Here is a 13,068-nt window from a genome sequence, read left to right on the forward strand (position 1 = left end):
GGCTCTTCTCGCCCGATCGTCGAGGGTGCTGCCGTCGTCTCTAGGAGGGACCAAATTGCTATCCGTTGACGAACAGCTCAAGGTAATTCTTTCCGGCACCATGCAGGTGGTGCCCCTGGACGAGCTCAAGAAGAAGCTCGAGAAGGGCACGCCCCTCAACATAAAGCTGGGCGTGGACCCCACGAGCCCGGACCTGCACCTGGGACACGCCGTGCCGCTGCGCAAGATGCGCCAGTTCCAGGACCTGGGGCACAACGTGACGCTCATCATCGGCAACGGCACCGCGCTCATCGGCGACCCGTCCGGCCGCGACAGCACCCGCCCGCCGCTGACGGAGGAGCAGGTCGAGGCCAACGCGGAGACCTATGTGGCGCAGGCGATGAAGATCCTGGACCCCTCGCGCACGAAGGTGGTGCACAACGGCGACTGGATCAAGCCGATGACCCTGGACAAGATGCTGGGCCTGATGAGCAAGTTCAACGTGGCCCGCATCCTGGAGCGCGAGGACTTCCACAACCGCTACACCAACGGCCAGTCCATCGCCCTGCACGAGTTCATCTATCCCGTGCTGCAGGCGTACGACTCCGTCATGATCGAGGCCGACCTCGAGATGGGCGGCAACGACCAGATCTTCAACCTGCTGGCCGGCCGCGACCTTATGCGCGACATGGGCATGGAGCCCCAGGTGGCGCTGACGATGCCGCTTCTGGTGGGCCTTGACGGCCAGAAGAAGATGTCGAAGAGCTACGGCAACTACGTTGGCCTGACCGACGAGGCGAACGACATGTTTGGCAAGCTCATGTCCATCAAGGACGAGCTGGTGCCCATGTACTTCCGCCTGTGCTCCACGCTGCCCGTGGCGGAGGTCGACAAGATCGACGCCGCGTACGCGGACGGATCGGCGGACCCGTACGCGCTGAAGCGCCAGCTGGCCCGCAACATCGTGGACCTGTACCACGGTGCGGGCGCCGGCGACGAGGCCCAGGCCGCGTTCGACGCGACGTTCAAGAAGAACCAGATCCCGGACGACGTGGCGGAGTATCCCGTGAGCCTTGCCGTGACGAACGAGGACGGCAAGGTGTACCTGGCGAAGCTTCTGGCCGAGGTGGGCATCGCGAAGTCCGCGGGCGAGGGGCGCCGCCTGATCGACGGCGGCGGCGTGAAGATCGACGGCGAGCCCGTTGCCGCCAAGTGCTACAACGTGGACCCGGAGCTGCTGCACGCCGGCTGCGTGCTGCAGTCTGGCAAGCGCCGCTGGGCGAGGCTGGTGTAGCTATTCACCACATCAAGAAGCGACTCCATTACTGGCGGTAAATGATGGCTCCATGTCCAAGATTGACGTGGAGCCTTTCCCATACACTCCCACACCCAGGTAAGTGTGGGTATGGTATTGCAGCTTTGAAATGCGTATAAGAGCTTCGCTCTGGTCTCCATCAAGTTGGGTGGGCACGCTTACTAGAAAGCGGGGTATTTCGTGCTGTTTCGTCAGGCGTATTGAATCATCACGGACTTGTAGTTTTAATCTAGTAAAAGCAAATGAAATTGAGCGCATTGCTGCCAAACATTGTTCGGCAGCCGCTTTTTTTCGAAGTGTTTGACTGCATTGGAGAGTGCTTTGAAGGTCCTCGCGATTATTCCTGCATACAACGAGGAAGAATGCCTGGGAAATACGGTAAGCGAGTTAACGTCTGTCTGTCCCGATGTAGATTATTTGGTAATTAACGATGGCTCGCATGACCGCACGCCGCAAATTTGCGATGAGCTGCATCTCAACCACATTGATATGCCTGTTAACTGCGGACTTACCTCTGGCGTAAAGGCCGGCATGAAGTACGCGTACCGGCACGGCTACGATGCTGCCGTGCAGTTTGATGCCGACGGTCAGCACATGCCCGAATACATTTCCAAGATGGCCGAGGCAATGCGGCGCGAAGGTGCAGACATCATAATCGCTTCGCGCAACCTTGCTGGTGGCGGAGCAGTTGGTGCTCGCGGCACTGGTGCGAAGCTCATCACCTTTTTCATAAATTGCGCAACCAAGCAGACCATTACGGATCCCACGTCGGGCATGCGCATGTATAACCGCTCCATGATCGAGAAGTTCGCGCGTGACTTCGATATCGCGCCTGAGCCCGATACGATTTCGCTCCTCATTCGCAAGGGCGCCAAGGTCATAGAGATTCCAGCGCAGATGCGCGAGCGTCAGGGCGGCACCAGCTACCTGCGCTACTTCAGCGCCATTTCCTATATGGCGCGTACCTGCCTTTCTCTGCTTCTGTTCCAGTGGTTTAGATAGGGGATAGCGTATGTCGCCCGTACTTCGCGTGGTGTTAATACTGGGCTCGCTCTTGGCCCTGTGGATTGTCGTCAAGCGTGTTCGCAAAAGCAAAATCCGCGTAGCCGACTCGGTCTACTGGGTTCTGTGCGCGGTCCTTATGCTGCTGTTTGCGATATTCCCGCAGATAGCCTTTTTCTTCTCGGGACTTTTGGGCTTCCTTTCGCCCAGCAACTTCGTGTTCTGCATGATTATTGCGCTCATGCTTATTAAGCTCTTCAACCTGTCGTGCGACGTGTCGCGCCTTACCGACAAGGCCGAGCAGCTTGCGCAAGAGCTTGCTCTGCACGAGAAGGATAACGACGACAAGCTCAACAAATAGTATTCCATATACGTTCAAAGGACCTTCGATGCAAAACGCAGTCAATGCCTCCAGTAACGATGCACCGATTAAGCTCAGCATTATCGTGCCGTGCTACAAGGTCGAGAAGTACCTGCCCAAGTGCCTCGCTTCCCTTATGGGACAAACGCTCGATAACTACGAGGTAATCTGCATTAACGACGGCTCGCCAGATCACTGCATCGACATCCTGCACGAGTGGCAGGAAAAGTATCCGCAGAAGCTTGTGATTATTGACAAGCAAAACGAGGGTGTTTGGCGCGGTCGGTGGGATGGCATCGCGAAGGCCCGTGGCGAGTACATTGGTTTTCTTGACAGCGACGATTATTGCGAGCCCGACTTTGCCGAGCTTTTGTACAACACGGCCAAGGAAGCAAACGCAGATATTGCGGTGTGCGGCTTCTCGCGCATAGACCTCCAGACGGGCAAGGCTCTTTCTCGCGAGATGTGCAACCCTCGTTCCGGTTTCGTGATTGAGGAGGATCCCGGTAGGCTGGTTGAGCTCAATGGTGCTCCCTGGAACAAAGTGTTCCGTGCCTCCGTGCTGAAGAACATGCGTGATTTGCCCACGCCTCCGCCCGTGCTGGACGATCTTATGTTCCACTGGCTTGCATATTTGGACATGCACGGAAAGGTGGCCTTCGTGCCCCGTTCCCTCGTGAACTATTTGGTGCGCGCAGGCTCCATCATCAACTCGGTGAACATGGGCCAGGTGGAAAAAACCTATGCGGCGTTTAAGCAGGTTAAGGCCTATTACACCGATGCTAGTGCCTCGAAGGAGCTCCAGGAAGCGCTAGATGCCGCGGCCTTCTTGCATCTGGGCATTTCGCTCAACTACCGCCTGGCCTCCGATCCCAAGTGCGATCTAAAGGCCGCCATCGCAAAATGTACCGAGTTCCTTAACCAGAACTTTCCAACCTGGCATGACTCGCCCTACATTTGTGGGAGCTACGCCCGTACCCGCGGAGGTGCGTTCAAGCGTCTGCTCACTGTGTCGCGCGTGTACAAGTTGGGCCTTCTACCGGCGTTTTTGCACGTGTACAGCTTCGTGATCAACACGTTTGACGTGGACATTAAGTGGTAGGGCAGGTGGGAGCACAGTACAGCGCGCACCTTTTGATCAATGCGCAGCGCGATACGTTCGCATTTGGCACCCGAGAGAGAAGGCATAGCTAGGGTATGAACTTCAAATCCATTCTTTCCAACCTCTCGGTTGCCATTGTTGCGCAGGGCGTAAGCGTCGTTCTGAGCATCGTGTCATCGCTGCTTGTGCCCAAGATTCTTGGTGTGGAGGAGTACGGCTACTGGCAGCTATTCCTGTACTACATAAGCTACGTGGGCTTCTTCCACCTTGGCCTTAACGACGGTGTGTACCTCATTTTTGGTGGTACACCTCGAGACAAGATCGACAAGCGCACCATCAACTCTCAGTTCTGGTTTGGCTTTGCGTTTCAGGCTGTATTCGCTGCCGTTATCGTAATCGTGGCTTCTACGGGCGCCTTTGGTGCGGACCGCGGGTTCGTTCTGTTTTGGACCGCGGTATTCATCGTCCTTCAGAACCTAATGAGCTATCTGGGCTATGTGTTCCAGGCCATGAACGAAACGAAGCTCTTCTCGTACACCACCATTGTTGAGCGGCTTAGCTTTCTGGTTCCGCTGGTTATGCTGCTCATAACCCGTGACACCTCGTATAAGCCATACGTGTACGCTTATTTTTTCTCGTGCAGCGTTGGCCTTGTGTACTGCATTTACTATGCGAGGGATTTCTTTTCGGCGGGGCTTCTTCCTGTGGGAGACGCCGTTCGAGAAGGGCTTGGCAGCATTCGCGTTGGCATTAAGCTCACGCTTGCGAACACTGCCAGCACTTTGATTCTGGGCGTTACCCGCTCTATAGTGGACATGGTATGGGGCATCTCCGCCTTCGGCCAGCTGTCCTTCTCGATATCCATCGTGAACTTCATTCTGAACTTCATTATGCAGGTAAGCATGGTGCTGTTCCCGGCATTGCGCCAGGGGAACGAGGAGGAGCTAAAGAGTTTCTTCGTTAACTCGCGCGATATAACTGACCTTCTGCTGCCCGCGTTCTACATCCTTTACTTCCCGGTGGTTTGGATTTTGGGCTTGTGGCTTCCTCAGTACCTTGAGAGCTTCCAGTTCTTTGCCTACCTCATTCCGGTTTGCGTATTCGATGGCAAGATGAACGTTATCTCCACCACGATCTTCAAGGTTAAACGCAAAGAGACACTGCTTTTGGTCATAAACTTCGTAACGGTGGGCGTGAGCGCGTTGGGTTCGTTCATTGGGGCATACCTGCTGCACTCGGCCATATTCGCGATTATCTCGGCAGTCATCGCCATCGTGGGGCGTAGCAGCTTTTCGGAGCTGTACATCGCGCGCACGCTTGGCACCGACCGTGGACGTGCTTTGCCCTTCGAGATTTGCTTGACCGCCGCATTCGTGTTCTTGTGCGTGCAGTTTAGTGCGCCGGTTGCTGCTGGAATCTACGTTGTCCTGTATGGCCTGTATGCATTCGCGTTTCGTGGGCGATACCAGGAGCTGCTTGGAAAGACACGCGGCCTCTTCCAATCGTAGGCGCGTGGCTAACGTCTATGCAGGCATTGCGTAGCCCTCGCGTGGGCAGCTAAACCTTCCTAACCCGTTCGTCGCAAATCCTCTCGTCGTCGAAAGGCAAGAATCGATGCAGAACAGCACTAATTCAAGCGTCGCGATTGTTATGGCCGTATACAACGGCGAACAGTATCTGGGTGCACAGTTGCAGTCCATTCTGGACCAAACCTATTCCAACTGGCAGCTGTTCGTTTCAGACGACTGCTCCACAGACGGAAGCCTTGCCATTGTGAAAGAGTTTGTGCAGAAGGACTCTCGCATTCACCTGGTACTGCAGGGGAAGCACTACGGGAATGCCCAAGACCATTTCATGGCATTGCTGCGCGAGGTTGCGGGCAAGTTTGACTACTACATGTTCTGCGACCAGGACGACGTGTGGGACTCTGACAAGGTAGAGGTCGAGGTACGGGCGGCGCAGGATGCCGACAAGTCGGATGGCAGCGCTCCGGTATTGGTGTCGACGGACCTTCGTGTGGTTGCCGAAGACCTTTCTGTTCTGGCCGATTCCTTCGCTGCGTACAGCAATCTTAGTCCCACTACCTCGCGATTTGGTAATCTCCTTATTGAGAATTATGTTACCGGGTGCACGATTCTGCTGAACGACGTGCTTGCCAGGATGGCCGCGGAAACTCCCGTAGGGACGTACATGGTCATGCACGACTGGTGGTTTGCCCTTATTGCAAAGGGGCTAGGCGAGTTGGTGTACCTTCCTCGCCCCACCATTTCGTATCGCCAGCATGGGGACAATACGCTCGGTGCCGCCAGATACGGCATTCGATCGATTCTGGCAAGCTGGAACTGGGCAGAGCAATGCATTAATATGCGCGATGCAATCCATCAGGCAGACGAGTTCCTTCAGCAGTTTGGTAATCGACTTTCGCCTGCAAACCTTGCGGAAATCCGCAGCTTCGCCGGATTTACCGTCCACCCAAGAATTCTACGGGTGGGCAAGTTGGCTTCTGCCCATGCGTGGAAAACCGGCGCCCCGCGCTGCATTGGGGAGGTTCTGGCAATCCTCTTTTCTCACTATGTCAATAAAGACTGGTAAACAGTACTAAAAGAAGCCGCGTTTAATAGCAGCGGGCCGCCATGTCTTGCCAGGGCGGCCCGCTCTTTCTTGCTCGCTATTGTGCGGCTTGACGTGTCCCATACGGATATCTGTGCTCCTGCAAATAGGCCAGGCGCTTCTTTACCTCGGCGGCCTTGGGAAGCATGGATTCGTCCTTTATCTCGTTGCGGTCATGCTCGGTAAAGTCCGACTGCTCGCGAATGTTGGGTTTGTCGGCCATACCTCGGTTGCGCTTTAGTGAGAACTCCTCCAGCGACTTGCAGAAGTAGTGGTAAACGAGCGGGGGTACATCGGATTGCGTGGAAGGCGAGAAGGGCCCGCTCATGGGTTCGTCGGATACGTTAATTGCGTGATAGCCTAATAGAGGCACGGCGAAGTGCGGATTGCAGTACCCAAGTACCCTTCGTGGGTTAACGATTGTCTTCGTATGCAGGTTTTTCTTGAACGACGCTTCGGATCGTTGGGTGTAGCTTTCGAGCACCAGGCCGTCGGGCTTGGTCTTCCTTCCGGAGGAACCGAAGATGAGCCAGTTTATGCCAACTCCCGAAACGCCATTCACGATGTGCTGGTTAAGCCAAGCGAGCGTGTCTTGATTGCCGAAGCTTATGAACTCGTCCAGATCGATGGTGGCAATGTACTTGCAGTCGCGCATATGCTTGTTGAGGGCATCGTTGTAGGCATCCATTTGACGTGCCTGACCGGCCCAGGGGATAAGCTCTACGATGCCCGCATGTACATAGGGTGCCACAAGCTCTTCGACATTATCGGTGCTCTCGTTGTTGTAAAGAAAGAACTTCTGGAACCCAATGCTGCGATGATATTCAATCCATTCGAGGATGTAGGGGCCCTCGTTCTTCAGAATGGCGACAATTGCGAGGTTAACCGAACCGTTCCACGTGGCATGACAGCAATTAAGGTAGAGGGAGTGGAACAGCCCCGGCAATACCATGAGCGTATCCAAGCCCTTCCTTCCCGGGCCGCTGTTCGACTTCGCGTGCTGGTTAATAACGCAGGGCATGCGGTAGGCTCCAGCTATCAAAGCCTGCGCGATTCGAGACACGTTAGACATTGTCGCCCACTTCCTAGTTCGGACTCTGCAGTGTATATGGTACGACAGTGCTTGAAGGCTAAGGGCACGTCATAAAATGAAACAACGTCATGGCACTATGCCAACCCTGAACTACAATAGCAGATGTCCGCGTCGGACAATTCTTACTACGATTTTTTCTTGATCTGTGTCGTCCTATTTCTAGAATATTAGATCCTATATTTAGAGTGGATTAGTCGCCCATACAATAACTGAGTTTTGACAAGTACGGCTGCGAAAACGATAATGATGTAAAAAATGTCAATTTGATAATAATAGTAACTACGCTCAGTACATTCTGCTCTTTTAATGACATATCGGACTTTGCAGGGTGGCGGCGTATCATGCGGTACGATGTGCATCCTCCCTTTTCAGGAGACGGAATTGAGAGATCAAAGCATTGCCGTAGTCATGTCCTCTTACAACGGAGCAGACTACATTGTTGAACAGCTCGACAGCATACTTGCGCAAAACATTTCGAACCTTTCTGTAATTGTGAGAGATGATGGCTCGAATGACGGGACGGTTCAGATTCTGCAGCAGTATGCTCAACGGGGCGATATTCGACTGATCTGCGGCGAAAACGAAGGTTATGTGAGGTCCTTCTTTGACGTACTAGCTGTTGCTGGTGATTTTGACTACTACTGTTTTGCTGATCAGGATGATATTTGGCTATCAGATAAGGTGTCATCAGCCATTAGTCTCATACAAGAGTCCTCTACAAGAGGGCCGGTATTGTATTGTTCGGAACTGTTGTATTGTGACGAGCACTGCAAGAATCCTCAGCGTTCGAAGCTAAATTTCATTGGCCTGAATGGGCAGAAAATGGTATATGAAGATATCTGCTCCGGCAACACCATGGTATTCAACCGCGAGATGAAGGAGTTGGCGACCATTGGGGGAGCGAAGGATATTTTCGCGCACGACTGGTGGTTTGGACTGGTCGGCTGTTCTTTAGGTACATTAGTCTGGGACGAGAACCCGCACATTCTATATCGGCGTACTGGAAATAATGCAAGCCCATCAGGTATGAGTTCTCTGCGGTTAGCTAAGTATCGTGTCGAAAAGATTTTCGGAAATGGAAAGCTCCCCAGGATCCGTAAGCAGATTCGACGGTTTTACTCTCAGTATTGTGACCAGTTGGATCCTCAGCTGCGCGAAATTGTGAGAGTTGCGGCGGAGGGGAATCGGTTCCAAAAGGCGTTCGCGCCAGGGAGATATAGGCAGAAGCGCGGAGACGAATTGCTTCTGAGACTTACGCTTCTTGCTGGTCTGCTGTAACTTAATCATCTTTAAAGCGTGGGTGTCGTGTCTTTACCACAAGTGACGTAGTGATTGCTACTATTATGAAGCCAGTTAGATGGAGAAAAATACCGGTACCCGAGCTTCTGGCCCCCGCCGGGGGGCCAGAGCCGTTTAGGGCCGCGCTTACCGCGGGCGCGGACGCGATCTTCTGCGGCCTGGGAAGCGACTTCAACGCGCGCCGCGGCGCGGGAAACTTCACGTACGAGACGTTTGCGCAGGCGTGCCGCGAGGCGCACCTCTTGGGCGTGCGCGTCTACGTGACGCAGAACGTGGTGATAAAGGGCGACGAGATGCCACGGGCCCTCGCCCTTCTCCGCAAGGCATGGCTCTTGGGCGCGGACGCGTTCATCATCCAGGACTGGGGTCTGCTTGCGGAGGCGAGGCGCCTGTGGCCCCAGATCGAGTGCCACATATCGACGCAGGCGAACGTGCACGACGCGCGCGCGACGCGCTGGTGTGGCGAGCTGGGCGCGGAGCGCGTGACGCTTTCGCGCGAGCTTTCCGTGGCGGAGATCGGGCGAATCGCGCGCGAGGGCGTGGAGCTTGAGAGCTTTGGCCACGGCGCGCTGTGCTTCTGCTACTCCGGCGTGTGCATGATGAGCTCGCTTCGCGGCGGGCGCAGCGCGAACCGCGGGCTGTGCGCGCAGCCGTGCCGCCTGCCGTACGACCTGGTGGACGGCGACGGCAACGTGATCTCCGCCCCCGGGGCGGGCCGCCCGCTGTGCCCGAAGGACTTCCGCACGCTGGACGACCTGCCGCGCCTGACCGCGGCCGGGCTGGGGTCCCTCAAGGTAGAGGGCCGCATGAAGGCGCCGGACTACGTGTACTCCGTCATCAGCGCGTATCGCGCGCAGCTGGACGACCTTGCGGCCGGCCGCGAGGTGTCCGAGGCGGACGAGGCCGCGCGCAGCCGCACGCTGGCGCGGGCGTTCAACCGCGACTTCACGAACAGCTACCTGGACGGCCGCTCGGACAACGACATGATGAGCTACGACCGCTCGAACAACCGCGGCGAGCTGGTGGGCACCGTGGTTGCGACGCGCGACCTTGGCAGCGCGAAGGTGCGCCGCGGCGGCGGAAGCGGTGGGCGTGACCGCTTCCGCACCGTGACGATGGCGGAGGTGGACGTGCGCCTGGACGCGCCCGTGGGCGCCGGCGACCTTCTGGAGGTGCGCCCGCAGGACGACCCGTCGCAGTTTTTGACGACCCGCGCGGAGGCTGACGCCGCCGCCGGCGACGTGATCTGCTGCAAGACGGCGCGCCCCATGCCAGTGGGCTGCCCCGTGCGCGTGATCCGCTCCGAGCGCGCAATGGACGAGGCCGCGCGCGCCGCCTCGGGCGAGAAGCGCCGCCGCCTTCCCGTGCGCGTGGCCGTGACCGCGCGGGTGGGCCGGCCGTTCGCGGTGACGCTGACGTGCGCCGCGCCGCTGCCGGCCGGCGTCGCGAGCGCGACGGCGGAGGGCTTCGTGGTGGAGCCGGCGCGAACGCGGGCCGTGACGCGCGAGGACCTTGTGGAGCACGTGGGCCGCATGGGCACGAGCCCGTTTGAGCCCGTTGCGTTTGACGTTGACCTGGACGAGGGCGCGGGCATGGGCTTCTCGGCCGTGCACAAGGTGCGCGCCCAGGCATGCGACTTGCTTGAGCAGGCTATACTTGCGCCCACGAGCGACGCGGCGCGCAAGGAGGGCCTTGCGGACGTGCCGGACGCAAACGCGCTTGCGGCGGAGCTTCGCCGCGCGAGGGGGCGCGTGCGCAAGGCGCTTGCCGAGGAGGCCCCGGGCATCGCGGCCGGTGCTCCTGCCGCGCGGCCTGCCGGCGAGGTGTGCGCCCTGGTGCCGACGCCGGAGGTTGCGCGCGCAGCCGTTGCGGCCGGCGCGACGCGCCTGTACGCGACGCCGGACGCGCTTGCGCAGGCGCGCGGGCGCGAGGCCGCATGGCCCATGGAGCCGGTGCCCTGGCTGGACGAGGTGTGCCGCGAGGTGGACCACGACCGGCTTGACCCGCTGGTGCGGGCGGGGTGCCCGTGCGGCGTGGGCAACGTGTCCGAGCTGGTGCTTTCGCGCGAGCGCGGTGCGCTTGCCGAGGTGAGGCCGTGCATACCCGTGCACAACCCCAGCTGCCTGCTTGCGCTTGAGGAGGCGGGCGCCCGCGGCGTGTGGCTTTCGCCCGAGCTGACGCTTGGGGAGGCGTGCGAGCTTGCCGGCGCGTCCGACGTGCCGGTGGGCCTGGTGGTGAGCGGCCGCACGCGCGCGATGACGAGCGAGCACTGCGTGCTGCAGGTGGCGAACCGCTGCATCCACGACTGCGCGAACTGCCGCCTGCGGCAGGAGCGCTGCGCGCTGAGGACGCGCGACGGCTCGCTCATGCCGGTGCGCACCGACCTCGAGGGCCGCAGCCACATATACGCCGCGCACCCGCTGGACGCGACGCCCCAGATGGGCGAGCTCTTCTCGGCGGGCGTCACGCGCTTCATGGCGGACTGCACGCTTCTGGGCGAGGCGGAGGCCGGCGCGCAGGTCGCGCGCGTGGCCGCGGCCCTTGCGGCCGTGCGGGCGGGCAGGAAGCCGGCCCCGCGTGCGAAGGGCGCGACATCCGGGCACCTGTTTGCCGGCATCGAGTAGCCCTCGGCCACCGGCCGGCGCGCACGGCCGGCCCTCTGCCGGCGCTCGGCCGCCGGCCGGCGCGTGGGTAAGTTTGTGCAATGTTGGTTGCGCCGGGCGCATTAGGGGTAGACTCGGAGCAATTGTAAGTTGTGCGGTAGGAATTGCGACACGGTCGCGCCTCCGCCCAGGGGAAGGACGCCACTCATGGCAGAGAACACCGATCAGACCAAGGACCAGGCCGCAACCGCGGAGGGCGAGGCGAAGCAGGGCGTGAACCGTGAGCTTCTGGAGGCGACCATCGACGTCATCCGCCAGAGCCTGCAGGCCGACGGCGGCGACGTGGTGCTGGTGAACTGCACGGACGACGGCGTCGTCACGCTCGAGATGCAGGGCGCGTGCGCCGGCTGCCCGCTGTCCAGCTACGACATGAGCGAGGGCATCGAGCGCATCCTGAAGGAGCACGTCCCCGGCGTCACCAAGGTCGAGCCCGCGATGGCGTGGTAGGCACTTCTCGCTCAGGCCGCGCGACGCCCGCCGGGGCGCGTGCGACACACGTGACGCGCGCAAGGAGAAGGACGTTCGATGTGGCTTAACGAGCTCTACCATCACCTCAACCCCATAATCGTGCAGATGGGTCCGCTTGCCATTCGCTGGTACGGGCTTGCGTACGTCGTGGGCATCGCGTTGGCCGGTGTGGTGATCTATCGCGTCGCGCGGCGGTGGGGGCTGGGGATTTCCCCGGACGACGTCACGAGCGTGATCATCGCGATCGCGTTTGGCCTGATCATCGGCGCGCGCCTGTTTTACGTGATTTTCTATGGCGACGGCTACTACCTGCAGCATCCGCTGAAGATATTTGCCACCTACGAGGGAGGCATGAGCTTTCACGGCGGGTTGGTGGGCGCCATCGTCGGCGGCTCTCTTGCGTGCCGCAAGCTGAGGATCTCCATCCCCACCATGTGCGACCTCGCCGTCATCGGCGCGCCGGTCGGCCTGTTCTTTGGGCGCTGCGCAAACTTCATCAACGGCGAGCTGTGGGGCAAGCCCACGAACCTGCCGTGGGGCGTCATGTTCGACGACGCGGGCGGCGGCATGGTGTACCGCCACCCGTCGCAGCTGTACGAGGCCCTGCTCGAGGGCGTCGTGCTGTTTGTCATCTTGTTCGCGCTGTCGCGCAAGGCGAATCCGCCGCGCCCGCAGGGCACGTTCTTGGGAACCTTCTTTCTGGGCTATGGCACGTTCCGCTTTCTGATCGAGTTCGTGCGCCTACCGGACAAGCAGCTGGGCTACCTGCTGGGCACCAACTGGCTCACGATGGGTCAGTGCCTGTCGATTCCGCTGGTGGTGGCGGGCGTCGCGATACTGGTGATTTCGCATCGAGCGCAGCGGCCGCAGGCCGGCCGGCTGACGGAGGCCGGCGCGACCGCGTAGCGCGGCCGGGGGAGCCGGCGTGGGACGTTGCCGGCTGCGACGCTGCCGGCTGCGACGCGGGCGACTACGATGCGGGCGACAGCTGGGCGTCGGCGCGGAATCGCGTCGACCTGGCATGCAACGACATGAGGGCGGACCTGCGCAAACGCGTAGGCCCGTCCTTGGCGTATGATTGCTGGCTTTGCGCCCATGGCGCTCTTGGCGAGTAGGGCGTTGGGGCGCTGGCCGCCGTGAGGCTCACCTGCCCTCTTTGCCTGCGCAACACGCTCG

At 59.4% G+C, this 13,068-nt stretch carries 11 protein-coding genes; 10 read left to right on the plus strand and 1 reads right to left on the minus strand.

From position 1 onward, the window contains the following. Positions 1 to 55 precede the first annotated feature (55 nt). From tyrS to BLT96_RS01970, 6 genes are all read left to right on the plus strand, one after another. Complete coding sequence (gene tyrS / locus BLT96_RS01945) at positions 56 to 1,273, plus strand: tyrosine--tRNA ligase (protein ID WP_090861382.1); 1,218 nt, start codon at positions 56 to 58, stop codon at positions 1,271 to 1,273. A gap of 342 nt (positions 1,274 to 1,615) precedes the next feature. Beyond that, complete coding sequence (locus BLT96_RS01950; RefSeq protein ID WP_090861383.1) at positions 1,616 to 2,296, plus strand: glycosyltransferase family 2 protein; 681 nt, start codon at positions 1,616 to 1,618, stop codon at positions 2,294 to 2,296. A 10-nt stretch (positions 2,297 to 2,306) separates the two neighbouring features. Next, positions 2,307 to 2,657: a DUF2304 domain-containing protein gene (locus BLT96_RS01955; RefSeq protein WP_090861384.1), complete on the plus strand. Its 351-nt coding sequence runs from the start codon at positions 2,307 to 2,309 to the stop codon at positions 2,655 to 2,657. A gap of 28 nt (positions 2,658 to 2,685) precedes the next feature. Beyond that, positions 2,686 to 3,759: a glycosyltransferase family 2 protein gene (locus BLT96_RS01960; protein WP_090861385.1), complete on the plus strand. Its 1,074-nt coding sequence runs from the start codon at positions 2,686 to 2,688 to the stop codon at positions 3,757 to 3,759. 95 nt (positions 3,760 to 3,854) lie between these two features. Then, positions 3,855 to 5,267 (plus strand): MATE family efflux transporter, encoded by a 1,413-nt coding sequence (locus BLT96_RS01965; RefSeq protein WP_090861386.1) that lies wholly within the window; start codon positions 3,855 to 3,857, stop codon positions 5,265 to 5,267. Between the two features lie 106 nt (positions 5,268 to 5,373). Next, on the plus strand, positions 5,374 to 6,351 hold the full coding sequence (locus BLT96_RS01970; protein WP_090861387.1) for a glycosyltransferase family 2 protein: 978 nt from the start codon (positions 5,374 to 5,376) through the stop codon (positions 6,349 to 6,351). A 76-nt stretch (positions 6,352 to 6,427) separates the two neighbouring features. Here the strand turns inward: BLT96_RS01970 and BLT96_RS01975 are convergent, their stop codons facing one another. Next, the gene (locus BLT96_RS01975) at positions 6,428 to 7,441 is read right to left on the minus strand and encodes a glycosyltransferase family 92 protein (protein WP_090861388.1); all 1,014 of its coding nucleotides are present in this window, start codon (positions 7,439 to 7,441) and stop codon (positions 6,428 to 6,430) included. Between the two features lie 402 nt (positions 7,442 to 7,843). Here BLT96_RS01975 and BLT96_RS01980 point away from each other — a divergent pair, with 402 nt between their 5' ends. The 4 genes from BLT96_RS01980 (at position 7,844) to lgt (ending at position 12,798) form a co-directional block, all read left to right on the plus strand. Beyond that, on the plus strand, positions 7,844 to 8,740 hold the full coding sequence (locus tag BLT96_RS01980; protein ID WP_157692103.1) for a glycosyltransferase: 897 nt from the start codon (positions 7,844 to 7,846) through the stop codon (positions 8,738 to 8,740). Positions 8,741 to 8,790: 50 nt separating this feature from the next. After that, a complete protein-coding gene (locus tag BLT96_RS01985; protein ID WP_336433191.1) occupies positions 8,791 to 11,385 on the plus strand; it encodes a U32 family peptidase in 2,595 nt (864 codons plus the stop codon). A 186-nt stretch (positions 11,386 to 11,571) separates the two neighbouring features. After that, entirely contained in the window at positions 11,572 to 11,871 is a 300-nt protein-coding gene (locus tag BLT96_RS01990; RefSeq protein ID WP_245719299.1) for a NifU family protein, read from the plus strand. Positions 11,872 to 11,949: 78 nt separating this feature from the next. After that, the gene (gene lgt / locus BLT96_RS01995) at positions 11,950 to 12,798 is read left to right on the plus strand and encodes a prolipoprotein diacylglyceryl transferase (protein ID WP_090861391.1); all 849 of its coding nucleotides are present in this window, start codon (positions 11,950 to 11,952) and stop codon (positions 12,796 to 12,798) included. Positions 12,799 to 13,068 lie beyond the last annotated feature (270 nt).

Source organism: Parafannyhessea umbonata (assembly GCF_900105025.1).
Taxonomy (GTDB): domain Bacteria; phylum Actinomycetota; class Coriobacteriia; order Coriobacteriales; family Atopobiaceae; genus Parafannyhessea; species Parafannyhessea umbonata.